Below are 22,852 nucleotides of genomic sequence, written 5' to 3' on the forward strand. Positions count from 1 at the left end.
TATACTTCCAGAGGAGAACTTCACCAGTTGTTCAACAAAAAAACAACCTCTGGAAATGAGGTTGCTTTTACCCTGCCGTTTCTGAAAATCAACCCATTGAAAAATTTTTATACAGCCTTCTCAAAATCCCTGAATTGCCACAACAGCCGGACGCGGGATATCCCCATAAGGCCAGTTGCTGGTTGGTTTAGCCGGGTCGCTCGTTTCTTCCCCGGGATGCTGCACCGCGATAAACAATGTTTTTTCATCAGGTGTAAAATCAGGGCCGGTCATCTCACATTCACGTGGGCCGGATGCAAATTGAAAGGCTTCTCCAACGTTACGGCCCTGGGTGGATATAAAAAAGGCCCCGTTATTTTTAAAGGATTCATAGACATTGTCCTGGTTCATTTTACTGGAAGAGATATCTGTAAAAACCCACAGGTTGCCTTTTTTATCAAACAACAAGTTATCCGGGCAAGAGAACCCGCTTTGTGGCCCTCCTACAGCAAACACTTCAAATTCAAACCTGAGTGAAGCCGCATCATTGCCATCTTCTTTAAAGCGAACAATCTGGCCATGAAAATTTCCATGACTGGTGTTATTGGTCAAAGCCAGATAAACCGTTTTATCAATGGGATGCACTTCGACATCCTCCGGGCGGTCGAGTGGGGTTGCACCGAGCAGTTTGGCCGCTTCACGTGCTTTGACAAGAACTTCTCCCTGGCTTGAAAATGTTTCTTTCAGCTTTGGAGAAAGTTCCAGATCAAGCGGCAGCCATTTTCCATTTCCTAATTCGGCGGCGTAGAGAATTCCCTTTTCCAACAGTTTGGAGTTGGCTTTGCCTGCTGTCGGGTCATATTTTCCCTGGCTGACAAATTTATAAAAAAATTGGTTATTCGCATCATCGCCCATATACACAACTAACCGGCCGTCTTTGGATAAGGTCATCGCTGTATTTTCATGAGCAAAGCGTCCAAGAGCCGTATGTTTTTTCGGCTTTGACTCAGGGGCGAATGGATCCACTTCAACCACCCAACCGTAGTGAGTCGCGTTGCGGCCCCAGCGGTCAGCGTCACTTTCAAAGTTTTCTTCACAGGAAAGAGCCGTGTTCCACAGGGTTTTGCCTCCGCTGCAGTTGGCATGGGTTCCCTTCACCTCAGTTACCCCGCCCACGGCGGCATCCCCTTTTGCAGGTCCGGTTAAATCAATCATCGTATTGGCAGTGATCCGGCGGGCATATGTACTGTTTTTCTCCAGTATCCACTTTCCGTTCACCCGCTTGACTTCAATGATGCTGCCACCCACATTATATTGTTCGATCTCGTGCTTCTTCTTTTCCGGTGTGGCGGCATTATACATAAAGAGAGAGCCGGTTCCCACGTATTCGTGGTTTACCCATAACAAACCGTGATGCGATGATTTTTTAATCGGAAAAAACAGGGTCAAATCGCAATTATAACCAAACTTTTCCCCGTTGCCAATATCATCTCCCCAGGCCACCACGATATCTTGTTTAAATCCCGGCGGAAGAATAAGTGCGTCTTTGTCGGACGGATCAATGGGACGAAACGGCGGCCTTCCGCCGATTTTTTGAAAGAAGTCCGTTTTTGTACTCTCTCCTGCTTTCCCTGCCGCTTCTGCTACCCGGGTTACTCCTGTCGCTGACCCAACCAGTGCTGCCGTTCCGATGCCAACGAACTTCATAAAATCTCGTCTCGAAACATGATTCTCAGCCATTCTTCTCCCCCATTCGTCAGATTCTCCCTTTTAAATTACAAGAAAAGTGTTAATTAGATTTAAATGTACCTTTAAGATATTAAGTAGAATGAAGGGAAAGGCGGGGATCACAGTGAAGAGTTGGACGGGAGCGGCGGCTGTTTGCATTAATGAGCATGGCGAATGTTTAATGGTTCGGCAGGGAAAGCCTGACGAGCCGAAGTTATGGTCGATTCCCTCAGGTGGAAAAGAAAAGGATGAAACCTATGCAGAGTGTTGCATATGGGAGGTTTGGGAAGAGACAGGCTACAAGGTCGAAGTTGTACAAAAATTATTCGAGAAAATAGATGTTAGTTTTGGAATTGAAGCTCATGTTCATTACTTTGAAGTTAAGTTAGTCGGAGGTTCGGCTACGATCCATGACCCTGATGGACTGATCTATGAAGTGGCCTGGAAGAGTGCGGAGGAAATTAAACAATTGGAACTGTCGTTTCCACAAGATCGTGAGCTTTTGTTACAGTGGACGACAAAGAGATGCATTTAAGATCAGGGAAAAAGTGATTAACATTATGATTTCTGTATACCCTGCAACTCTGGATGACTGGAATACATTGTCACTTTGGATGAATCAATCATCGGACACCGGAGGCGGGCTGCAAAGATTAAAAAGGCAATCGAATCGGGAAATTGTTATATGGTAAGGGATCAGTCTGTATATACGGGGTTTGGTATCATGACCTCCTCCTTTTTTGATCAGCCTTTTATCTCGCTGTTAATGTTGCAAGCTGACTACCGGCGTCTCGGGGTTGGCCGGGCTTTAATGACAGCGATGGAAAATCAGGTACAGGGACCCAAACTGTTTACTTCAACCAATGAGTCAAACATTCCGATACAAAAATTGTGCGAATCGCTCGGGTAAGTGAGAAGCGGTTGGATTGACAATTTGGATGAAGGAGATCCTGAAGTCATTTACTTTTAAAAGGCTGGGATAACAAAAGGACAACTCTGGCGGGTTGTCCTTTTGCACAGCTTATTCGGCTCTACATTTATCTTCATATTTTTTGGCATTCCGATCACTTAAAGTGATATATTGCTGATGTTTCGTGTAAGTATCGGCAAAATAATGTTTGCCCGTACAGTTCCTCATCGTCACATAGTATTCATAACTGTGCTTCTCGGGATTTAATGCTGCCTTTAATGCTGCTTCACCCGGACTTGAGATCGGGCCGGGGGGCAAACCTGAATGAATATATGTATTGTAGGCGGCATAAGGCCCTTTTATTTGCCTCAGGTTTTTCAGATTGGTTGCTGATTTCCCCTCCATGCTCTTCATAAAGTAGACTGAAGCATCAATCATCAGTTTGTTGTTTGTTCTACTGTTGAGGCGGTTATATATTACACCCGAAATTCTTGGCAGCTCCTCTTTTACTTTCCCTTCCCGTTCAATCAGCGAAGCGACTGTCACCCATTGATCAATGGACATTCCTGAGCGCAGGGGATGCGCTTTCAGTTTATCTCGAACCTGCAGCTTGTCCACTCGTTTTGCAAACTGCTCTAACATGGCATTTACAATGTCTTCAGGTTTAGCATTTTTACGAAACTGATATGTATTTGGATATAAATACCCTTCCAGCCGATACGGGCGCTTTGGGTCTTTCCGAATTTCCATCTCAAAGTTATATTTAGGTTGCTTATCATTTAAAGCCTTTAGAAATCCTTTCTCATCAAAGCCCAGCTTCCCAAGCCTGTCTGCGATCTGTTTGGCGTTCCAGCCGGGGGGAATGGTGACTTTGACCAGACTTTGCTCTCCGTCAGAAAATTTTACCAACATTTCCGGCAGTGTCTCCTGTGGCTGTATTTCATATACACCTGCTTTTAAATTGGTTATGTTCTTATACTCCGCATAGTAACGAAAAAAATATGATTCCCTGATCAGTTTCTTTTCTTTTAGGATATCACCAATTTCCTGGATAGAGGTATTTGGAGGAATAACAACTTCGACCGGCTTATTTCTCTTTGGTGAGCCGAGTGTAAAATCGGCGTACATATAACCTAACCCCGCCCAACCTGCGATGAGAACCAGGGTAAAGATGAAACGCCAAAACCATTTCATTATTCTAAGACTCCCTCTCTAACGTCTTATAAAACTTCTTTCATGTTTAAACCTTATTATATGGTAGCATAGTTTTCAAAAAAAATAACGAGGAATTATCCCCGTTATTCGTCATGTATCATAAAAATACAACATTTCATCTAACGCATCAGCAATTCGTTCCCACTCGGTCTCATCATCTATCTCTTCAGCCTGATTTTGCTTGATCCGAAAGATATACGCATCATCGGGATGGTCATTTTGCTTATGCATCACCGCATAATGCTGTCCGTCAACTTCCACTTCATTTAGTACGCGGTATGACTCCTGCTTACCATCCGGATTAGGACGAATAAAAAGCTGGTCAGGTGACAGTTCGTTCCGAAGGATGTATACTTCTTTGGCTAAAGGCTGACTTGGCTGATTCATCTTTATCACCATCAAAATTTAGTCTTCAAACTCGGCGATTATGGTATTAAAGGTTTCTTCAACCATCTCCCATTCATCATGGTTTTCTTCGTCGATCATTTCCAGTTGCAAATTCCCGTCCTGGTCTTCCGAATAACGGAAAGCAATCACTTCCTGGTAATCATCTTCGTCTTCCTCCAAATCGGCAGGTGTTACGAACATATATTTGCGGCCCGTCTCTTCATGTTCAAAGGTAAATAAAATCTCAAACTTTTCCTCTGAGCCGTCTTCAGTGGGAATTCTCAGGTATTCCGGTTCATCATGTACATGTGGTTGATCTGTCACGATTCAAGCCCCCTTTGTGCATCTAAATAGCCCTGTAAAATCCATGATGCTGCCATTTGATCAATCACTTTTTTTCTCTTTTTCCTGCTGATATCTGCGTCGATCAACGTCCGCTCTGCCGCAATGGTGGACAGCCGCTCGTCCCACAGGTGAACTGGCAGCGAATAACGCTGTTCAAGTTGTTTGGCCAACTGTTTGCAAGCCTCGCCTCTGGGCCCGAGTGTCCCGTTCATATTGCGTGGAAGCCCCACTACAATCGAACGTACATCATATTCCCGAACCAGTTCATCTAATCGTTTGAGCCAATCGGACATTCTACGGTCAATGACTTCAACTCCCTGGGCCGTCCAGCCCAGGGAGTCGCTGACTGCTACGCCTATTCTTCGCTCACCTGCGTCCAATCCCATGATGCGCGGAGAAGAATGTATATCCAACGAGGAAAAATCACTCAAACTCATGAGGGTTCCTTTCTAGCTGTTCGACTCCAAATAAGACTTAACCAGCTCCTCGATGATCTCATCCCGCTCCAGTTTGCGGATAAGCGTACGGGCATTGTTATGTCGAGGAATGTAAGCAGGATCTCCGGATATGAGATATCCAACAATCTGATTAATCGGGTTATAACCTTTTTCCTTTAAGGACTCATAAACCAAAAGCAGAATCTCTTTTGGATCATCTTCTTGGTCTCCCCGAAACTTAAATTTCATCGTTTCATCCATGGATGATCTCACACCTCTCTCTTTGGATGACCAGCTCTTTAATTTGATTCGTGTTTCTTTAAGGTTATCCTCTTTTATTCGGCTGCAATTGTGTGGGAAGCCACTCTTCTACTTTCTGCAAGGCAGCCGGCAAGCGGTGAGGCTCTTTTCCGCCGGCCTGGGCCATATCCGGACGGCCACCGCCCCCTCCCCCACAAACGCTGGCAACTTCTTTTATTAATTTACCCGCATGGAGCCCGGCTTGAACATATTTTGTGGAAACAGAGGCAACCAATTGTACTTTATCTCCGGTAACCGCTCCGAGGACAATCACCCCTTCTGACAGCTTCTGGCGCAGGTCATCCATCATACTGCGAAGTTGTTCCATCCCGCTGGCGTCTACTTGTGCGGTTAGCACCGGAACACCGGACACTTCCCGAACCTGGTCGATCAATTCTGAAGCAGCGGCTCGATTCAGCTTTGCACGAAGTGATTCATTTTCACGGGATAACTCTTTCACTTTTTCCTGCAGCCCGGCGATGCGCTCTGTCACATCTTGCGGATTTGCTTTTAACAGTTGTGCGGATTCTTGAAGAACTTCCACCAGCCCTTCCAGATGTGCAAAAGCACGTTTCCCGGTTGCAGCTTCAATCCGCCGGATTCCGGAACCGATCCCGCTTTCGCTCAAGATCTTGAACAAGCCGATCTCTCCTGTGCTGCCCACATGGGTCCCTCCGCATAATTCTAAGCTGTAGTCACCCACTTTCACAACACGAACCACTTCTCCATATTTTTCCCCAAACAAAGCCATGGCTCCCATTGCTTTGGCCTCAGCCAGCGGTTTGATCATGGTTTCAACTCTAGTATTAACCCAGACCTGTTCATTTACGCGTTTTTCTACTTCACGAAGTTCCTCGTCTGTCAGTGATCCAATGTGCGTGAAGTCGAAACGAAGGCGGTCAGGTGCTACCAGCGACCCGGCCTGATTGACGTGTTCGCCCAGCACTTCTTTGAGCGCTTTATGCAACAGATGAGTAGCGGTGTGGTTTTTCACTGTGTCAGTACGCAAGCTTTTATCGATAGCTGCATGAACCCTTTCGCCCTGGCGTACTGTTCCTGATTCAACGACAACCGTATGAACATGCTCCCCACGGGGGCCTTTTTGCACATCTTCTACACGCAGCCTTGCTTCTTTGGCAGTAATTGTTCCTCTGTCAGCAACCTGCCCTCCGCTTTCTGCATAGAATGGAGTTTCCTCCAGAATCAGCAATCCTTTTTTGCCTTCCCCGAGAATATCAACCATTTGATCCTCATAGATAATCGCAGCAATATGAGTTTCTTTGTCTGTTTCTCTGTAACCGACAAATTGGCTGTTCACTTCAAGGTCATTAAGGGCTCCGCCTTGCACTTTCATGCTGTCAATTTCCTGGCGGGCAGTCCGGGCCCGTTCACGTTGAGAAGCCATTTCTTTGTCGAAACCTTGACGGTCCACCGTAAAGCCCTGTTCCCGGGCGAAATCTTCGGTCAGATCCAGAGGAAACCCGTAGGTATCATATAGTTTAAACGCTTCTTCTCCCGAAATTTCACTGCGTCCTTCTGCCTTCGCAGTTTGAATGACATCTTCCAGAATACGCAATCCTTCACTTAATGTTTCCAGAAAGCGCTCTTCTTCTCCACGGATGACTCGTTCCACAAAGTCTTGTTTGTCCGCAGGCTCCGGATAATAATCTTTCATGATCTCAGCAACAACCCCGGTCAACTCAAACAAAAAGGGGCGATCCATACCCAGTTTGCGGCCATAGCGCACGGCACGGCGGAGCAAACGCCGGAGCACATAACCACGCCCTTCATTGGAAGGGAGAACTCCGTCTGCCACTGCAAAAACAACGGTGCGAATATGATCGGCAATCACTTTTAGAGCAATGTCTGTCTCTTTGTCCACACCGTATTGAACTCCGGCTTTCTTGCAGGTTGCCTGAATAATCGGCTGAAACAGGTCTGTATCATAGTTCGTCCGGACCTTTTGCAGAACCAGAGCCATGCGCTCCAATCCCATCCCTGTATCAATGTTTTTCTTGGGCAGCGGAGTATAGGTGCCATCCGGGTTATGATTAAATTGCGAGAACACCAGATTCCAGACTTCCAGGAAACGCTCATTTTCCCCACCCGGATAACATTCAGGATCGGACGAATCACAAAGCTCTTCCCCAAGGTCATAGAAAATCTCGGTATTGGGGCCGCTGGGACCTTCACCGATATCCCAGAAGTTTTCTTCTAATTTCACGATGCGCTCTTCCGGAATGCCGATTTTTTCATGCCATATCCGGTAAGCTTCCTCATCTTCAGGATGAATGGTCACAGATAATTTTTCCGGCTCCAATCCCATCCATTTTGGACTGGTGAGAAACTCCCACGCCCATGTAATGGCTTCTTCTTTAAAATAGTCGCCGATGGAAAAATTTCCCATCATCTCAAAAAAAGTATGGTGTCGCGCCGTATAGCCCACATTCTCGATATCGTTGGTGCGAATCGATTTTTGTGCGTTTACAATGCGGGGATTTTCCGGAGTCAACCGTCCGTCAAAGTATTTTTTTAAAGTGGCAACCCCGCTGTTAATCCAGAGCAAACTGGGGTCATCGACGGGAACAAGAGAAGCGCTTGGTTCTACTCTATGCCCTTTTTCCACAAAAAAATCGAGAAATTTGCGGCGAATTTCTGATGCTTTCATTTTTAACAGCCTCCATTTATCATCCATTTTTTTCATATAAAAAACCTTCTCATCCCTGCCTCCTGTAAAAAGAGAAAAGGGACGAGAAGGTTTCCCGCGGTACCACCCCGATTACCGCCATCTATACAACCTGAAGCAAAAGGTCTCCAGGGTGCAGACAGATCGGTCACTTCATCCTTCGATAACGGCGAAAATTCACCGGCAGGGATTAGCTGCATTCCGGAACTGGCTGCGAAACGGTTTGATCCGGGAAAGCCTTTCAGCCGGGGGATTTCCTCTCTGGCGGTAAACACGAGTCGCTCGGTTCCATCTACATGTTGCTCCTATTCATGTATGGTACAAGATCAAATTCAGCGATTTTCATTATAGCACAAAATCACCAAATAGATGTTATTATTATACAACATAACCGGAAAAATTAAAAAGTCAGGTCCGATGATGATTGACATAATGAGCAATCACATGCTCCAGCACCACTTTTCCCATCGCAAACAGAGGGACCGCCAGAAGCAAACCAAAAATTCCGCCAAGCTCCCCGCCCACAAGCAGAGCAAAAATGATAAACAGAGGGTGCATGTGCAGGGTTCGTCCTACAATTTGCGGGGAGATTACATTCCCCTCCAGAATTTGCACAATTAAATTGACGATAATCACTGCGATTACCATCTCGGTTGATTCGGTCACAGCAACCAAAATAGCGGGAATCGCCCCAAAAAAAGGCCCGAGGTAGGGAATGAGATTAAACACGCTCACAATCGCGGCAAGTAAAAGAGCATAAGGCAAGCCGATCAGTAAATATCCAATGTAAGCGAGCAGTCCAACCACAATGCAGACCAGCAATTGCCCACGAACATAATTCCCCAGCGCACGGTCCATATCCCGCAGTAACCGGATCAGCCCCCGCCGGTTTTGGCCCGGTAACAAGGTCATCATGGATTTTTCAATCGTCTTGGCGTCTTTCATCATGTAAAAGGCCAGAAATGGAATAATAAAGGCGAGAAAAATCTGGTTAATCGTACTGCTGATCCCGCCCATCATATTGCCAACCCCATCGCTGATTCCCTGTTCCAGACGGCTTAATGATTTTTCTATCCCCTTCCGGATACTGACAGGGAGCCAGTCTTTGCTGTGATCATTATACTCATTGATCATTATCTGTATCCGGGCGTTCCACTCCGGGAAATGCTCTGCCAGTTCGTAGATCTGCTTTTCCAGCAGGGGAAGCATATTCATCACCAGTGTAACCACTGAGGCGATAAAAAGAGAATAAATCAGCAGAACAGCGACAGACCGAGGCACGGCCCGCTGGCTCAACAGATTGACAATCGGATTTAAGAGATATGAAATTATCATGGCAATAAAAAAAGGTCCCAACACTGCCTTAAAAAACGCGAAAAGACCGCGAATGTACGGGTTCATCTGCAATAATAAAAATATAATTCCCAGCAGAACCAAAGTCAGTACAGACCGGATCAGCCATCGTGATTCATTAAAGCGCTCCACCAGAACTCCCCCTCATGTGGACCAGCTTACCCATAAGATATGAAAAAACGGTTTTTTTTATGTCCAGGGATATAAAGTAGGCAGCGCCCCTTGAACAGAAAAATCTATTTTAATGTCAATAGTCATGCAATTTCTACCATATAGCTCCAGATAACACAGATTCTGAGCCTTGGACATATGTATAAACCATTTTTTACTAAGGTCAAGATCTTGCACAAAACCTTTATCCCTACATGTGAAAAGTATAAAATGATGTAATAAAAAATGCTGAACCTTTTATTTTTAATGAATTTGAAAGGGGTGCACATGAGATTTAAAAAGAAATATCTCAGTTTGCATGCGGCAATTGCTCTCTTTGTTTGTCTGGTCGTTATTTTAGCACTGTCAGTAACCGGAATTTTGATTGCCAGGGAAATAGCATCTCAAACCGAGAAAAATCTGTCCGATAAAGCGATGAACATTGCGCGGATGGTAGCACATTCGCCAATGATCATTGAAGCGCTGGAAGGAAAGCGAGAAGAAGCGGAAATCCAGTCCTTGGCCAGTAAAATTCAGCACATGACGAACGTTCAATATATAGTCGTAATGGATATGAATCATATCCGAAATTCACATCCCGATCCAACAAAAATCGGCAAACATTTTGTTGGTGGGGATGAAGCCGGGGCAATGAACGGGAAAGAATATATTTCCATTGCTGAAGGGACACTCGGAAGATCTTTGCGTGCATTTAAACCGATTCGCAACACCGAAGGAAAACAAATCGGCGTCGTAGCCGTCGGTATCCTGTTAAATAATGTTCAAGAAGCGATAACAAAAAGTACACGTATTGTTTACATCGGAATCGGGTTCGGTATCCTGATTGGCATCTTCGGTGCTCTGGCATTAGCCAGAAAAATTAAAAATATTCTGTTTGGCCTGGAGCCGTTTCAGATTGCAAATTTATTCCAAGAGCGGAATGCCATGCTGGAGTCTGTTCGCGAAGGAATTTTAGCAGTGAACCAGGAAAGCAAAATTATCCTGGCAAACACAGAAGCGGTTCGTATGTTTCAACGAGCTGGAATCTATGATCATCCAATCGGAAAACATGTGGAAGATTACCTCCCAAATTCCCGTTTGTCGCGGGTTCTGGAGAAAGGAACCCCGGAATACGACCAGGAACACGATTTAAATGGGATGACTCTTGTTGTAAACCGGGTCCCAGTCATCGTCCAAAATAAAGTGGTTGGGGCTTTGGCCACTTTCCGCGATAAAACAGAATTAAAGCAATTAGCGGAACAGTTGACAGGCGTGAAATTGTATGCAGAAGCACTTCGCGTGAAGACTCACGAATTTATGAATAAATTACATGTTATTTTGGGCATGGTGCATATCGGAGACTACGAGAAATTGTCATCATATATTCGTCAGATTACAAACAAGTACCAAATGGAAATCGGCTCTGTGTCGCGCCTTGTCAAAGATCCTGTCTTAGCGGGATTTTTGCTTAGCAAACTAAGTTATGCCCGGGAGCATGGCGTAAATCTTCACATTTCCGGAGAATGCTCGTTGCCATCCCCTAAACACCCCGAGATCGTCGATGAGTTAATTACGATTTTCGGCAATCTGATCGATAACGGGATTGAAGCGGTGGAAAATCGCAAAAAGAAAGAAATTAATATATCTCTCGGATACGACGGAAAAGTATTTTCGTTATCCGTCAAAGACAGTGGAGGCGGAATACCCGAAGAACTGCGGGAGAAAATTTTTGAAAAAGGCTTCTCAACAAAAGGGGAAAACCGTGGCTACGGATTGTTTTTGGTACGACAAAGTGTTGAGAGATTGGCCGGTACTCTGACCTTGATATCAGATCCCAAATGGACAATATTTACGGTAGAACTGCCATATGAAGACGAGGATGAGAAACAGTGATACGAGTACTGATTGTGGAAGATGATCCGATGGTAGCGGAAATTAACAAACGTTATCTCACATCTATACCCGAATTTACGTGTGTTGGAGTTGTATCAGATGTATCCCAGGCATTGTTGTTTTTAGAAAGAAAACCAGCAGATCTGGTGTTGTTGGATATTTTCATGCCTGGAAAAAACGGCTTAGAATTGTTGACGGAAATCCGAAAAAAAGAGAAAAGTATTGATGTAATCGTTATTTCCGCGGCCAATGACATTCAAAACATCAAAAAATCACTGCGTCTTGGGGCTGTTGATTATTTGATCAAGCCGTTTGAGTTTGAACGACTAAATTCCGCTTTAAGGATGTATCAAAAAGAACACGAATTCACGAAAGAACAAGAGGAATTAACCCAGGAAGATCTTGACAAACTTTTACTTTACCAGAACAAAACCGATTTAATTTCTCCGCAGCTTCCAAAAGGTTTGACTCAAAAGACATTACGCCACGTAGTGAACTCCATTTTTGAAATAAAAAGCAAAGGGTTTACGGCAGAAGAGCTTGCAGGTAAGGTTGGAATTACCCGCGTCTCCATCCGCAAATATTTGAAGTTTTTAACGGAAATCGGATTTCTGTCCATTGACTTGAGCTATGGAACGGTCGGTCGTCCTGTTAATCAATATTATTTAAATGAACGAAATACCAAAAGAGTTGAGATATACTTAAAGGCACCCGGGATCTAGCCGGGTGCTTTACTTACTTTAGTTACAAAATAGTTTTCTTACTTACATATACTATACGAAATATCCAATCTCTCGTAACATAATAGACAAAAATGATAGGAGGTGTTTTAAAAACTCAAGGATAATTGAAAGCGGTTACGTATTTTGCAATTATATAGATTAGTTAAAGAATTATTAGAAGAAAACTAATTTGCAGGTCATATTTGGCTAATCATTATATTCAAAAGGAGAAGGAGAATCAGTGAAGAAAATTTTCAAAAACCTTACTTTCCAAGTTTTGACGGCGATTGTACTGGCTGTTATTATCGGGGTTTTATGGCCGGATACAGCAGAAGAAATGAAACCTCTGGCTACTCTTTTTATTAACTTAATCAAAATGGTAATTGCCCCCATTATCTTTCTAACCATTGTATTAGGGATTGCCAATATGGGGGATATGAAAAAAGTGGGTCGTGTAGGCGGGAAAGCACTGCTTTATTTTGAAATCGTTACCACGCTTGCTCTTCTCATTGGATTACTTGTAGCTAACATGGTTCAACCCGGAGCAGGTCTTAATGCTGACACATTGCAAAAAGGGGATGTTTCCGAATATACCGCTAAAGGTGAACAAATGGATTGGGTTGATTTTTTCATTCACATCGTTCCATCCAATGCATTTAAAGCATTTGCAGAGGGAGATATATTACAAGTTGTCTTCTTTGCGGTGATATTCGGTTTTGCAATGGCTACATTAGGAGAGAAGGTTAAAAAGCCCATCCTTGACATATTGGAAAAATTATCCCAAGTCTTCTTTAAAATCATTGGCATGGTAATGCGAATCGCTCCAATCGGTGCTTTTGGAGGAATGGCTTTTACCATTGGAAAATATGGACTTTCTTCCATGATTCCTCTTGCTAAATTAATGTTATCTGTCTATATTACCATGGCTCTGTTTATATTTGTTGTGTTAGCTGCGATCTGTCGAGTATATAAGTTTAGTTTGCTCAAATATTTACGGTACATTAAAGAAGAGCTTTTAATTGTACTGGGAACATCTTCATCAGAATCCGTATTGCCACGTATGCTGGATAAAATGGAAAAATATGGTTGTTCTAAATCGGTTACAGGCTTAGTTATTCCAACCGGGTATTCCTTTAATTTGGATGGCACCTCCATTTATCTGTCAATGGCTGCAATATTCTTAGCACAGGTCTTTAATATCGACTTAACCATCTGGCAACAGATCACCATTATCGGGATCTTAATGATTACTTCTAAAGGTGCCGCGGGGGTTACAGGCAGCGGATTTATCGTATTAGCTTCTACGCTGGCGGCGATGAAAACCATTCCGCTTGAGGGGTTAGCATTATTGCTTGGAGTAGACCGCTTTATGTCTGAGGCCAGAGCCATTACCAATCTAATTGGTAATGGAATTGCCACCATTGTCGTAGCAAAAAGCGAACAAGAGTTTAATGAGGAAAAATATACTCAGGCTAATTTGAAGCTGAAGAAAAAAACCCCCGGTTTCAAAAGTACACAGCAGACTGATTTCTAGGCAGTAAAAGGAGTCATTTTAGATCGCCCTTGTTCAAATTGTGATTACCCAGAAACAATATTTCATGACATTCATGATGCCGCCTTTATAGCAATAAAAAAGGTCCCAACACTGCCTAAAAAAATGCAAAAAGGCTGAAAATGTACGGGCTTATTTGCAATAATAAAAATAATATTCCCAGCAGAACCGATACCAATTCTGACCGGATCAGCCGTCGTGATTAAGGCTCTCCACACTGGAACTCCCCCATATGGGAACAGTTTACCCATAAGATTATGAAAAAAGAGCTTCTTTATGTCCAATAAACCCCCTTATATAAAAAACTCAGCGTCCAAACATTTGTTATGTTCGCACGCTGAGTTTTTTATATACTGTAAATGATTAGACAGTCGATCAAACACGATAACTGGTATCATCATCATCTTCAGGGAGGAAATTAAAGATCCTCATAAAAGTCATCCTCACTTTCTTTTAATTCAAATTGGAGGGAGTACATTTTTTTTGTGCACATTGTATGCTCTTCCTCTTGTTCAAGATTATCATAACACTTAGCCAATTTGAACCAGACTTTAGAATTAACTAATGGTAACAATTGAAAAAACCGGATTCTTCGTTCTGCTTTCTCAATTTCATCTGACAATTCCAATTCGGGGATTAAATCGGCGGAAATATTGATTAATTTTGATAATTGTTATTATAATTTAAGTGATCTTTCGATTCATGAGTTTGTAATAACAGGTGTCAATGGATGGATACCAAAAAACTTTTTAAACTGCTTAATAAAAAAATGAGGCGATTTTCGTGTTGAAGCTGAAAGTTGAGGGGCCAGAAGGAGAGGTACAAGCCTTTATGAACGACTTTACCAATAACCCCCAATGTTCGATCAAATCCTGTTCACAACCGTTTCAAAATGACTATTTGGAAAACGACGAAACCAATTCATTTTGCTATTTTGACTACCATCCGTTACATGAAATCGGAAAAGCGATGGTGGTAACATTCCAGACTCAAAATGGCGAAGATCTCACTTTCAGTCTGGAATACGGCAAAGTCATTCGGGTCGGCAATATCGTACATATCACTGGGAAGATATCAAGTTTTCTTCCTCAAATTGCGGGATGGTGAATCTGATGTGTAAGGGTGTTGCTTTGGCGTAAAAAAATGAATCATGCACCACATTAAAATTACTTTTATCAAAGATATCAAACTTTTGAGGCATTACTTACTGAACTGGGAAGACTCTGATACTTTTCAGGATAATAGTTAAAATCATTCTATAAAAATCGATTTTTGTTGCCAGCCGCACAAAGAAACCTCCGGACGAAAAGTCCAGAGGTCACCAGGATTACCTCACCAGTTGGAAGCGACGTAACCATTGTCTGCTCATCGCCTTGGAAAATATACGGTCGAAGAACATGTTACGCCTTAATCCCCTCCAGAATGATGCCGTCCATCTAATCATTTCTCTTTTGTTTCTGGACCGTATCATTCGGGATGCAAGGAAAGCCAACAAGCTTCCAAAAAGGATTGTGGCAATGGTTTGCCGGCTCATGAATCTCCCCCCTTGGTACTTGATCAGACCAAATAAGACTGGTCAGGATCATCAAGAAACAGGTCGTTTAACGAACTCAGGCTCCCATCTTCTTCCACTTGATAAACAGAGGAGATGCGGTCGTTTTCTGTTGTTATTTCAACAAAACAATGCCAACAGTAAAGTTGGTTTGTTCCTACTTTTCCCAGGTCGTGTGAATTGCAGTTCGGACATCGAAAAAGCACGGGTCTTCCCTTCCTTTATCTGGCATCCTGTACTTGAACTTGATCAGCCGGTGCGATCAAAACATCTTCTCCCCAGATGAGGGGCTGAGACGATTTAAGCATTTTACGCCCTTGTCTGAGGTCACTCAAAATACCGTCCGAGATTTCGTACCCTATTAGGGTCCCCATCTCTTCCAAAAAATAGACATTTTCAATCATGCCGATTTCATAACCGTTGGATAAAAGCACGGAACGCCCTTTTAATTTTTTTTGCCCTGACAGGATGCCAGTCCACTGTTCTACGATCGGGTCGAGGGGAAGAATGGCATCTTTGTTGTCCACAATCACTGCATCCTTACCGATGGATGTGACACGATCAGCAGGAATGTACCTCCGTTTTTTGAAGAAAGAACCATTTTCGACCAGCAATCCCCTCAGCTGTTGGGAACCATCAAACAGAAGATCACAAACCGTTCCAAGCTTTTTGCCAGAATGTAGATGAACGACGGAAAGACCAATCACTTCCTGGGATTTGCGCAAAGGAATCAGCCTCCCTTCGCTATTCTTAGTATGGTTTAGCGTTCGGAAGGCATGTAGGGTACTTGTTACCATTTAACGCATCATGCTTCACGTTACCACTCTTCTTCAATCAAATCCTGTAAACGGCTGTTTCGCTCTTCGCCTTTTTGATGTTTGATGCCCTCCACAAAGGCATCCTTTTCTCCACACATGATCAGATAAGATTTGCTTCTGGTGATTCCCGTATAAATCAGATTTCGCTTTAACATACGACGATAAGCGTGTAAAACGGGAAAAACAACAATCGCAAATTCAGAACCCTGCGCTTTGTGGACAGAACAAGCATAAGCCAGGGAAATTTGGTTGAGCTGGCTCTTTTTGTAAGGAACTTCCAGGCGGTCATACTGTACCCACAGAGCCGGACGGTCAGGCCCGGCCTGTTCATCAATCGCAGAGACAATCCCCATATCCCCATTGTAGATAGGATGTTCGGGGTGATTGACCAGTTGCAGCACTTTATCGCCGAGACGAAAAGTCCACTCTCCCCAGGACACCTCTTTTTTGCCGGGGTCTCTGGGGTTCAGCGCCTGTTGAATCTCCTGGTTTATACGGTCCACACCAGCCGGCCCTTTGTAAATCGGGGCTAATACCTGCACATCGAACAAAGTATACCCTTTTTGAATTGCATTTACCACTGTTTGCAAAATAATCGAAACCGCCTGGTCCCTCTTGCAGGGAAAAAAGCGCCGGTCCGACTGCGGTATTAGCAGATCATCAGGCGTCTCTCCGTTTTTCAGGGCATGAGCGAGCCGAATGATGGAGGAGCCTTCTGCTTGCCGGAATATCTCCGTCAATTCAACTCTGGGGATCTCTTTGACTTGAAGCAAATGGTGCAGTACCTGGCCGGGCCCCACTGAGGGAAGCTGATCCTGATCACCAACCAATATCACTTGCATCCCCCTGGGGATGGCGCGGAATAGTTGATTTGCCAGCCAGATATCCAACATGGAAACTTCGTCAACGATTAAAAGTGAACCCTCAATGGGGGCATCGGCATGATGCTCAAAAAAATCCCCCTTCCATCCGAGGAGACGGTGAATGGTCATCGCCGGCAATCCCGTTGCTTCCGCCATCCGCTTGGCTGCCCTTCCGGTCGGAGCCGCCAGGCGAATGGGAAATGGTTTTTCTGTTCCTTTATAATCATTGGGGTTGATGGAACACTCATGCAACTGGGCAAACATCTGGCAAATTCCCCGGATTACAGTCGTTTTGCCAGTTCCGGGCCCGCCTGTCAAAATCATCAGTGGGGAGGAAAGAGCGGTAATCATCGCTTCTCGTTGCCGATCTGCATAGCTGATATTCCACTCTTCCTCCACTTCGCCGACAACCCGGTAGAGATCGGCGACAGGAAAATCGGTCTCCATTTCCTGTTCTAACAGATCTTTTACCCGCATGGCGAGGCCGTATTCAGCGTAATAAAGAGAAGGCAGGTAATAGCGGTCTTCTTCATTGATCACCCGCTCTTCATCCACCATTTGCGCTAAAGACTGCTTGCGCTCCTCATCGGTAAAAAGCTCAGCTGCACTTTCTCCCAATAGTTCATTCACTTCATCGTTCAGCTGATCCCAAGTGAGATAAACATGTCCCTGTGATAATGAGGATTCCTTGATTGCAAACATCACTGCCGCTTGAAACCGTTCCGGAGAATCTTCACTTAAGCCTTGCTGACGGGCAATTTCGTCTGCGCGGCGAAATCCCACCCCGTCGATGTCATCAATCAAACGATAAGGGTTTTCCTTAATAAGGGAAATGGTTTGTTGTTTATATGTTTGCACAATTTTTAAGGCCAGGGCAGGTCCGATCCCGAATTGATACAAAAATACCATCGCCTGTTCCAGAGCATGGTGCTCATGCAAACTATCTGCAATCTTTTGTGCCCGGGCAGAGGTAACCCCTTTAATTTCCGTCAGCACTTCAGGATTTACTGCGATTTTTTCAAGCGTCTCCGTTCCCAAATGCTCCACAATTTTTTCTGCTGTTTTTTTCCCAACCCCTTCAAACAGTCCGCTGGACAGATACTTAATAATAGCCTCTTTGGACCGCGGAAGCTCCTTCTTAGTCCGATTCACATGATATTGCCGGCCGAATTTGGGATGTTCCCTCCACTCTCCGTAACAGGTATACACTTCATCCTCATGGGGACGCAAAAAATGTCCCACCACTGTGATCTCCTCTTCATCCAATGAGTCAGAAGCTTCTGTTACCTGCATGAGATAAACGCCATATCCGTTTTCTTCGTTATAAAAGATCTCTTGCACAAAGGACCCTTTGACAAAGCTTTCAGTGAAAAGGTCTAATTGCGATTGGCTCATCTCCTCACACCTTTTCATCCATGCATGATTGAAAAAATGACCCCATTTGAGGTCATTCAAAGGCTGACGACAAAAAGATTATGTCCGGTCAGGGACTCTCCGGGCAAAGCAGGAGTCCCCCCTGCGCGGGCAGAAGTTCTAAGAGCGAAAATGCGGGAAGGGTTCCCACTGTTAGATGAGACTTTGTCCATCCATTCTTGCGTTATTTCAATCTGACTAGCGGTCAAAGTCTTCTTTCATTTCGTTGAGAACCGTTTCCATAGCACATTCGGCTGAGCAAAACTGACTCTGTTCCTGCCCCGCATCCCAGTCTCGGCGGACAGGGTCAGCCGGGTTAAATTCATGTTCACAACAGCGGCAGCGCTTTGTCTGTATGACCTGATTCAACCCGTCCTGAAGTTGAACCATTTTCTTTTCGTCCAGTTGTAGGAAATCGGCGATAAATGCTGTTATCTCTTGTTTGTCAGAAAAATATGCCGGATCTTCATGCGCGTAGTTCTGTGGGTTCCACCAGGCCCAGCGCCCATCTGACAAATGGGTGACATAGTATTGATCTACAACCAGTTCCGAAGCCTGCTCCAGACGTTCAAAGGAAGGAAAACCCAGTTCTGCCGCCAAGTTATCCGCCAGAGCCCGGTCAATATCGTCAAGAACAGTCTTCCAATCGATATTATCAAGCTCTTTTTCCCAGTCCTCCATCTCTTTCATATGAATTAGATTCTCCTCTCCCTTTCCCTTCAGCGAAGGTGGTTGCATGGTTCACCCAAAAACCGCAGGCATATTGGTTCAAAAAGATTTTAATGCTCCCTTTATGATTCTTTCATTAATCTGCGGACAATTTGAGCTGTTTTTTTCGCTGTCTCTTTCATCTCTTCTACAGTATTTCCTCTGCCAAAACTGAAGCGGATCGCCGACCGGGTTACCTCATCGCTTAAATGCATGGCCTCAAGGACATGGGACACTTCCAGTGTACCCGAGGTACAAGCGGATCCGCTGGCACAGGCAATCCCTTCAAGATCGAGGTTCATGAGTAAGGTTTCGGTATCTGTACCCGGAAAGCTAAGATTACAGATATGGGGCAGGGAATATTCGAGGTCTCCGTTCACTACATAATGAACCCGCTCCTGGTCCAGCTCTTTTAATAAAGCTTTGCGCAGAAGGCACATCTGTTTACGGTGCTCCGCCCGGACAGACGCAGTGATTTCTGCCGCCTTCCCAAATCCGACAATCCCCGGAACATTTTCTGTTCCCGGTCTTTTTCGCCGCTCCTGCGACCCGCCAAATAACCGTGGCACAATCTTCACATTTTTGGATAGGTATAAAGCGCCCGATCCCTTGGGACCATTGATTTTATGGCTGGAAATGGTCAACAGGTCGACGGGAAGCCCATTCACATCAATTTCTTCGATTCCAAACGCCTGTACCGCATCCGTATGGAACAATACTCCCCGGTCCCGGGCGAGGTTTCCGATTTCCTCAATCGGCTGGAGAGTACCCACTTCATTATTCCCGTACATTACGGAAATCAAAGCTGTTTTGGAGTTAATCGCCTGTTTTAAGGCCTCTGTCTCGATACGCCCCTGGTGGTTGACGGGAATATAAGTCACATCAAAACCGATTCTTTCAAGATATTTACATGCATCCAACACGGCATGATGCTCAATCTGTGATGTGATTATATGGTTCTTCCCCTGTTCCGAGTAAGCCGCTGCCACACCCAACAGCGCGAAATTATCCGCTTCGGTTCCCCCGCTGGTAAAGATGATCCGGGCAGGGTCAGCGTTTAAAGCAGACGCCACTTGCTCCCGCGCCCGGTCGATGGCCATGCGGACCGTGCGTCCATATTGATGAATACTTGACGGATTGCCGAACCATTCATCCAGAAAAGGAAGCATTACCTCTTTGACATCCGGGTGAATCGGTGTGGTTGCGGCATGATCCAGATAGATTGCCATTGTTTTCACCTGCTATATATAAAACATATAGTTATCATTGTTTCCATCATTGGAGAAATTGATAAGAGATGCAAGTGTAGTTGTATCCAGCTCATTGGCGATAGCATCGCGAATGCGTTTCCACAAGTCCCGCCGTGCCGGATCTTCCTCCTCAGTGAACTCCACCGGACTGATCGGGCCTTCCAACACCCGGATCACATCCCCGGCTGAAATCTCCTCTGGGGGTTTAGCCAGTTTGTACCCGCCATAAGCTCCGCGTACACTCCGCACCAGACCGGCATTTCGCAGAGGAGCGATCAGCTGCTCCAGATAATGCTCCGATAGATCATGTCTTTCAGCAACACTTTTTAACGGAATGGGACCCTTCCCGTATTTCGTTGCCAGTTCCATCATGATTGTGAGCCCGTAACGGCCTTTCGTGGATATTTTCAAATATAACACCTCTTTTCAAACACGTTTGCAAAATCCTGTCGCAGAAGTGAATGGAAAACTGCATAATCGGACCCGTTAAAAAGCAAAAAAAGAGTGTACCAATGTGAACAGGCCCACCCAATAGCCACCCAATCATCCCAACTGTCAATTCCATTATAGTACGAACACGGCGAATCGACCAGCCGGACTGCTTCGACAGTGCCATCATCAATCCGTCGCGCGGTCCCGCCCCCGCTTTTGGCGACATGTACAAACCGGCACCAAACGCTAACAGGCAAATCCCTATGATCAGCAAAAGAATTCTTGACCACCATTCATGAACCTGGGGAATAAGATGAAAAAACATGATCAAATCGAGAAACAAACCAAAACAAATCATGTTGAGGACGGTTCCCCATCTGGGGATGCGGCGATCCATCCAGCAGGTGATCCCCACCAAAAACACTCCCACGATTATAGACCAAACACCGATCGATAAAGGGGTAACCTTCGATAGCCCGATATGCAAAACATCCCATGGAGCCACCCCCAGGTTTGCCTGAATCGTACAAACTGTCCCGACCGCCATGATCCAGAGCCCAATAAAAAAGAAAGCAAGACGATAAAACCAACCAGTTAAACGCATCGGCCCGTTCGGCAATGTATTTTGCCGATTCAACTTTAATTGTCCCTGCATCATAAACCCTTCTTTTTCGTTACAACATTACCTAGTTCAGTTTATCACATGATGATAAATGGGGATAGAATATTTTCCTGCTCCGATTCAAATAGAACAATTTTTTAAGTAGGTTTATAATAAAAGTTGAGCATAACTCTGATCAAGTGTAGAAAGGCTAGAAGAGTATGGACCTTTTTGAATTTGGGCAAAAGCAGGAGGCCGCAAAACAGGGACCGTTGGCAGCCCGCATGCGCCCGCGGACGCTGGATGAAATCGTGGGACAATCCCATATCGTGGGACCGGGAAAACTGTTGCGACGTGCCATTGAAGCAGATCAACTGTCTTCAATTATTCTGTACGGCCCGCCGGGAACCGGCAAAACAACTCTGGCCAGGGTGATTGCCGGTTCTACCAAAGCTTTTTTTGAACAGCTCAATGCAGTGACAGCCGGTGTGGCCGACCTGCGCCGTGTAATTCAAGAAGCCAAAGACCGCCTTGGCATGCACGGTCAGCGTACTGTTCTATTTATTGACGAAATTCATCGTTTTAACCGGTCCCAGCAAGATGCACTCCTTCCACATGTGGAAGACGGAACAATTATTTTAATCGGGGCGACAACAGAAAACCCCTCGTTCGAGGTTAATGCCGCCCTGTTGTCGCGTTCCCGTTTATTCTCGTTACACCCTTTATCGGAAGAAGAGATGAAGACCATTCTTCTGCGTGCTTTAGCAGACAAAGAGCGCGGCCTGGGGAACTATCAGGTGCATGTGGAAGAGGCAGCGCTTCAGCACATTGTACATACAGCAGGCGGGGACAGCCGCAATGCCATAAATGCACTGGATCTCGCCGTTGTGACTACTCCCCCGAATGCGGAAGGGGTGCGAGTGATTACGTTGGAAGTGGCTGAAGAGTCGATCCAGCAAAAAGTGATCCGTTACGATAAAAGTGGCGACAATCATTATGATACCGTTTCTGCCTTTATTAAAAGCATGCGTGGTTCTGATCCGGATGCCGCCCTTTACTATCTCGCCAAGATGCTGCAAGCCGGGGAAGACCCCCGCTTTATTGCCAGGCGTATCTTTATTCACGCTGCGGAAGATGTGGGCATGGCCGATCCGCGCGCATTGTTGATCGCCTCATCGGCCGCTCACGCTGTTGATGTCATCGGCTTGCCTGAAGCACAGATCCCTCTGGCACAAGCTGTGATCTACATCGCGACCGCTCCCAAGAGCAATGCTGTTGTGCGGGGAATTAACGAAGCCATCGCCGCAGTCAAAACAGAAACCGGCGCCGAAGTTCCGCCCCATCTGCGGGATGCCCACTTCCACGGAGCAAAAGAACAGGGGAGGGGCAAAGGATATCTCTATCCGCATAACTTTCCCCGCGGTTATGTAAAACAACAATACCTGCCTGATGAACATCTGGGCAAAAAGTTTTATCATCCTGCTTCCGTCGGCTATGAGCGTAAATTACAAGAATTTATGCGCTGGGTGAAAAATGGCGAGTAAAAACCTTGTAAATG

23 protein-coding genes are annotated in these 22,852 nt (G+C 45.1%); 7 read left to right on the forward strand and 16 right to left on the reverse strand.

Annotation, left to right across the window (positions count from 1 at the left end):
- Positions 1 to 120: 120 nt before the first annotated feature.
- Positions 121 to 1,719, reverse strand: a complete 1,599-nt coding sequence (locus tag I8U27_RS01620; RefSeq protein ID WP_181750242.1) for a PhoX family protein — start codon at positions 1,717 to 1,719, stop codon at positions 121 to 123.
- Between the two features lie 112 nt (positions 1,720 to 1,831).
- Between I8U27_RS01620 and I8U27_RS01625 the strand changes: the two genes are divergently transcribed.
- Together I8U27_RS01625 and I8U27_RS01630 are read left to right on the forward strand one after the other, a co-directional pair.
- The gene (locus I8U27_RS01625) at positions 1,832 to 2,242 is read left to right on the forward strand and encodes an NUDIX hydrolase (protein ID WP_181750241.1); all 411 of its coding nucleotides are present in this window, start codon (positions 1,832 to 1,834) and stop codon (positions 2,240 to 2,242) included.
- Between the two features lie 75 nt (positions 2,243 to 2,317).
- On the forward strand, positions 2,318 to 2,617 hold the full coding sequence (locus tag I8U27_RS01630; RefSeq protein ID WP_258567720.1) for a GNAT family N-acetyltransferase: 300 nt from the start codon (positions 2,318 to 2,320) through the stop codon (positions 2,615 to 2,617).
- Between the two features lie 111 nt (positions 2,618 to 2,728).
- On the opposite strand, the gene mltG is transcribed toward I8U27_RS01630, so the two are convergent.
- The 7 genes from mltG to I8U27_RS01665 form a co-directional block, all read right to left on the reverse strand.
- Positions 2,729 to 3,811, reverse strand: a complete 1,083-nt coding sequence (gene mltG / locus I8U27_RS01635) for an endolytic transglycosylase MltG (protein ID WP_181750239.1) — start codon at positions 3,809 to 3,811, stop codon at positions 2,729 to 2,731.
- A 111-nt stretch (positions 3,812 to 3,922) separates the two neighbouring features.
- Complete coding sequence (locus I8U27_RS01640; RefSeq protein WP_181750238.1) at positions 3,923 to 4,219, reverse strand: DUF1292 domain-containing protein; 297 nt, start codon at positions 4,217 to 4,219, stop codon at positions 3,923 to 3,925.
- Positions 4,220 to 4,237: 18 nt separating this feature from the next.
- The gene (locus I8U27_RS01645) at positions 4,238 to 4,543 is read right to left on the reverse strand and encodes a DUF1292 domain-containing protein (RefSeq protein ID WP_181750237.1); all 306 of its coding nucleotides are present in this window, start codon (positions 4,541 to 4,543) and stop codon (positions 4,238 to 4,240) included.
- Positions 4,540 to 5,001, reverse strand: coding sequence for a Holliday junction resolvase RuvX (gene ruvX / locus I8U27_RS01650; protein WP_181750236.1), 462 nt, complete (start codon positions 4,999 to 5,001; stop codon positions 4,540 to 4,542). Before ruvX ends, I8U27_RS01645 begins: the two co-directional genes overlap by 4 nt.
- Positions 5,002 to 5,013: 12 nt before the next feature.
- A complete protein-coding gene (locus tag I8U27_RS01655) occupies positions 5,014 to 5,262 on the reverse strand; it encodes an IreB family regulatory phosphoprotein (RefSeq protein WP_181750235.1) in 249 nt (82 codons plus the stop codon).
- Positions 5,263 to 5,326: 64 nt separating this feature from the next.
- A complete protein-coding gene (alaS, locus tag I8U27_RS01660; protein WP_269750995.1) occupies positions 5,327 to 7,969 on the reverse strand; it encodes an alanine--tRNA ligase in 2,643 nt (880 codons plus the stop codon).
- Between the two features lie 426 nt (positions 7,970 to 8,395).
- Positions 8,396 to 9,472: an AI-2E family transporter gene (locus I8U27_RS01665; protein WP_181750234.1), complete on the reverse strand. Its 1,077-nt coding sequence runs from the start codon at positions 9,470 to 9,472 to the stop codon at positions 8,396 to 8,398.
- A 306-nt stretch (positions 9,473 to 9,778) separates the two neighbouring features.
- Here I8U27_RS01665 and dcuS point away from each other — a divergent pair, with 306 nt between their 5' ends.
- From dcuS to I8U27_RS01680, 3 genes are all read left to right on the forward strand, one after another.
- On the forward strand, positions 9,779 to 11,383 hold the full coding sequence (gene dcuS / locus I8U27_RS01670; protein WP_181750233.1) for a DcuS/MalK family sensor histidine kinase: 1,605 nt from the start codon (positions 9,779 to 9,781) through the stop codon (positions 11,381 to 11,383).
- Positions 11,380 to 12,105 (forward strand): response regulator, encoded by a 726-nt coding sequence (locus I8U27_RS01675; RefSeq protein WP_181750232.1) that lies wholly within the window; start codon positions 11,380 to 11,382, stop codon positions 12,103 to 12,105. Before dcuS ends, I8U27_RS01675 begins: the two co-directional genes overlap by 4 nt.
- 241 nt (positions 12,106 to 12,346) lie before the next feature.
- Positions 12,347 to 13,639 (forward strand): dicarboxylate/amino acid:cation symporter, encoded by a 1,293-nt coding sequence (locus I8U27_RS01680; RefSeq protein ID WP_181750231.1) that lies wholly within the window; start codon positions 12,347 to 12,349, stop codon positions 13,637 to 13,639.
- Positions 13,640 to 13,710: 71 nt separating this feature from the next.
- Here I8U27_RS01680 and I8U27_RS01685 read toward each other — a convergent pair whose 3' ends face one another.
- On the reverse strand, positions 13,711 to 13,875 hold the full coding sequence (locus tag I8U27_RS01685) for a hypothetical protein (RefSeq protein ID WP_181750230.1): 165 nt from the start codon (positions 13,873 to 13,875) through the stop codon (positions 13,711 to 13,713).
- Between the two features lie 565 nt (positions 13,876 to 14,440).
- On the opposite strand from I8U27_RS01685, the gene I8U27_RS01690 reads away from it, so the two are divergent.
- A complete protein-coding gene (locus I8U27_RS01690; RefSeq protein ID WP_181750229.1) occupies positions 14,441 to 14,764 on the forward strand; it encodes a hypothetical protein in 324 nt (107 codons plus the stop codon).
- Positions 14,765 to 15,214: 450 nt separating this feature from the next.
- Here the strand turns inward: I8U27_RS01690 and I8U27_RS01695 are convergent, their stop codons facing one another.
- From I8U27_RS01695 to I8U27_RS01725, 7 genes are all read right to left on the reverse strand, one after another.
- Positions 15,215 to 15,415 carry a hypothetical protein gene (locus tag I8U27_RS01695; RefSeq protein WP_181750228.1) on the reverse strand — a complete coding sequence of 67 codons (201 nt, stop codon included), beginning with the start codon at positions 15,413 to 15,415 and terminating at the stop codon, positions 15,215 to 15,217.
- Between the two features lie 15 nt (positions 15,416 to 15,430).
- On the reverse strand, positions 15,431 to 15,934 hold the full coding sequence (locus tag I8U27_RS01700; RefSeq protein ID WP_181750227.1) for a PRC-barrel domain-containing protein: 504 nt from the start codon (positions 15,932 to 15,934) through the stop codon (positions 15,431 to 15,433).
- 92 nt (positions 15,935 to 16,026) lie between these two features.
- On the reverse strand, positions 16,027 to 18,285 hold the full coding sequence (gene recD2, locus I8U27_RS01705) for an SF1B family DNA helicase RecD2 (RefSeq protein ID WP_181750226.1): 2,259 nt from the start codon (positions 18,283 to 18,285) through the stop codon (positions 16,027 to 16,029).
- A gap of 216 nt (positions 18,286 to 18,501) precedes the next feature.
- Positions 18,502 to 18,993 (reverse strand): hypothetical protein, encoded by a 492-nt coding sequence (locus I8U27_RS01710; protein WP_181750225.1) that lies wholly within the window; start codon positions 18,991 to 18,993, stop codon positions 18,502 to 18,504.
- Between the two features lie 101 nt (positions 18,994 to 19,094).
- A complete protein-coding gene (locus I8U27_RS01715; RefSeq protein WP_181750224.1) occupies positions 19,095 to 20,240 on the reverse strand; it encodes a cysteine desulfurase family protein in 1,146 nt (381 codons plus the stop codon).
- 12 nt (positions 20,241 to 20,252) lie between these two features.
- On the reverse strand, positions 20,253 to 20,672 hold the full coding sequence (cymR, locus tag I8U27_RS01720) for a cysteine metabolism transcriptional regulator CymR (protein ID WP_181750223.1): 420 nt from the start codon (positions 20,670 to 20,672) through the stop codon (positions 20,253 to 20,255).
- A complete protein-coding gene (locus I8U27_RS01725) occupies positions 20,575 to 21,348 on the reverse strand; it encodes a YczE/YyaS/YitT family protein (RefSeq protein ID WP_232345171.1) in 774 nt (257 codons plus the stop codon). Before I8U27_RS01725 ends, cymR begins: the two co-directional genes overlap by 98 nt.
- Positions 21,349 to 21,515: 167 nt before the next feature.
- Between I8U27_RS01725 and I8U27_RS01730 the strand changes: the two genes are divergently transcribed.
- Positions 21,516 to 22,838: an AAA family ATPase gene (locus tag I8U27_RS01730; protein ID WP_181750222.1), complete on the forward strand. Its 1,323-nt coding sequence runs from the start codon at positions 21,516 to 21,518 to the stop codon at positions 22,836 to 22,838.
- The last annotated feature ends 14 nt before the right edge of the window (positions 22,839 to 22,852 follow it).

This window comes from Paenactinomyces guangxiensis (genome assembly GCF_016055185.1).
In the GTDB taxonomy this organism is placed as follows: domain Bacteria; phylum Bacillota; class Bacilli; order Thermoactinomycetales; family Thermoactinomycetaceae; genus Paenactinomyces; species Paenactinomyces guangxiensis.